Below are 1,764 nucleotides of genomic sequence, written 5' to 3' on the forward strand. Positions count from 1 at the left end.
GACCGCCGAGGTGGCGGTGAACAGCGCGGTCAGCCAGTGCGAGGCGTCGCCTTGTGCGGTGGCCAGCGGAGTGCCGAGCAGCAGGGTCCCGATCAGCACCGCGGTGCCGAACCCGGTCGCGATCACCGCTGCCGGATGCCGGCCGCGCCCCGGCACGGCCAGCCGATGCCGCCTCACCGGGCCTGCTGCCTTCCGCGCAACCCGTCACCGGCTCCGTCGTGTGCCGCACGGCCTGCCTGGAGTCCCGCGGCGAGGGGAGCGGCGTCACCCAGGCGGGGCAGGGCGACAACACCGGCTCGTACACCGTGTACAACACTGCCGGACACGGACGCGCGCCCCATCACGATCTCGTCTTGGAGGGACGCAGCCGCCGGGCCACCTCGCGGTACCAGGCCGGCACCTCACGCTCGTCGTCGAACCAGCGGGCCACCACGATGTCGGTGGAGGAGTGCAGCAGAATCGACACCACGATGGTCACGGCGACGATCTGGAACACCTGCTGGGCGGCGGCGATGCCGGAGGCCAGCACCAGCAGGCCGTAGACGACGGAGGCAAAACCCTTGGGACCGAACCACGCCACCGCCACCTGCTCGCGCATCAACAACCCGGAACCGAGGAAGGACAGCCAGATCGCGATCGGCCGGGCCAGCACCAGCGCCAGCACCGTGAACAGCCAGCCCTGCCAGCCCACCGCGCCGAGCAGCGCCGGCGTGATGAGCGCGCCGAACACCAGCAGCGCCGCCAGCTTGAACATCTCCGCGATGAGCTCGCCGAAGTGCTCGAACGACTCACGCTGCCGCTGCCCGAAGGTCGCGACGGTGATACCGGCGGAGAACGCGGCCAGGAACAGGTTGCCGTGCGTGGCCTTGCCGACGGCGAGCACGAGCAGGCCGATGGCCAGCGCGTTGAGCGGCTCGTAAGCGGTGGAGGCGGCAAACCAGCGCAGCCGCTCCAGTTTGATCGCCGCCCACGGGATGGCCACGCCGATCAGCACGCCCACGCCCAGTTCCAGGGCGAGCCCGCCGAGGTGCAGGTCGGCCGAGCCGGCGGCGATGGCCAGGAAGACGATGACGAACGGTAGCGCCAGCCCGTCATTGACGCCGGACTCGACGTTGAGCAGCTGCCGCAGCCGGGGCGGCACCTTCTCGTTGCCGACCAGCGCGGCGGCGAACACCGGGTCGGTGGGCGCCAGGATCGCGCCGATCAGCAGCGCCTCGATCCAGCCCAGCCCGAGCACCCAGTAGGCGCCGGCGGCGGTGATGGCCAGCGTCAGCGGTAATCCCCAGCCGAGCGCCCGGCCGGGCAGCCGCCAGGCGCTGCGCAAGTCGGCCCAGCCGACCCGCATGCCGTCGGTGAACAGCACGGTGAACAGCGCCAATTCCGCGAGGGTGGCCACCAGGTCGTCGCCCGGCCGCAGCGAGATGACGCCGAGCACGCCGTCGCCGAGGACGAACCCGGCCACCAGGAACAGGGCCGCCGTGGACAAGATGGTGCGGTGGGCCAGGCTGGACAGCAGCACGGCCAGCAGCAGTACGCCCGCGAACGCGGTCAGCAGCGTGCCCATCAGTGCCACCGAGTCCGAGCAGTCATCGAACGCCTCCCGGTCGGGACCAGCAAAAAAGATCTTGCCGACCAGACTTCCCGGCGCACCGCGGCCACCCTAACAGCAACGGTGTCAAGCGAACATACGCATTTTAACGCGGGCAGCGTCGGCGGATCGGGGCGAGCACGCAGCGGGCGGCCCGGAACCCGCCTGTGCGATCT

Annotated in this window: 1 protein-coding gene; it reads right to left on the reverse strand. The window is 70.9% G+C overall.

The genetic code is table 11. From position 1 onward, the window contains the following. Window positions 1-340 precede the first annotated feature (340 nt). Window positions 341-1,564 carry a cation:proton antiporter gene (locus tag ABGB18_RS49260; RefSeq protein WP_347702648.1) on the reverse strand — a complete coding sequence of 408 codons (1,224 nt, stop codon included), beginning with the start codon at window positions 1,562-1,564 and terminating at the stop codon, window positions 341-343. Between the last annotated feature and the right edge of the window lie 200 nt (window positions 1,565-1,764).

The sequence above is a fragment of the Nonomuraea sp. B12E4 genome, from assembly GCF_039871825.1.
Classification (GTDB): domain Bacteria; phylum Actinomycetota; class Actinomycetes; order Streptosporangiales; family Streptosporangiaceae; genus Nonomuraea.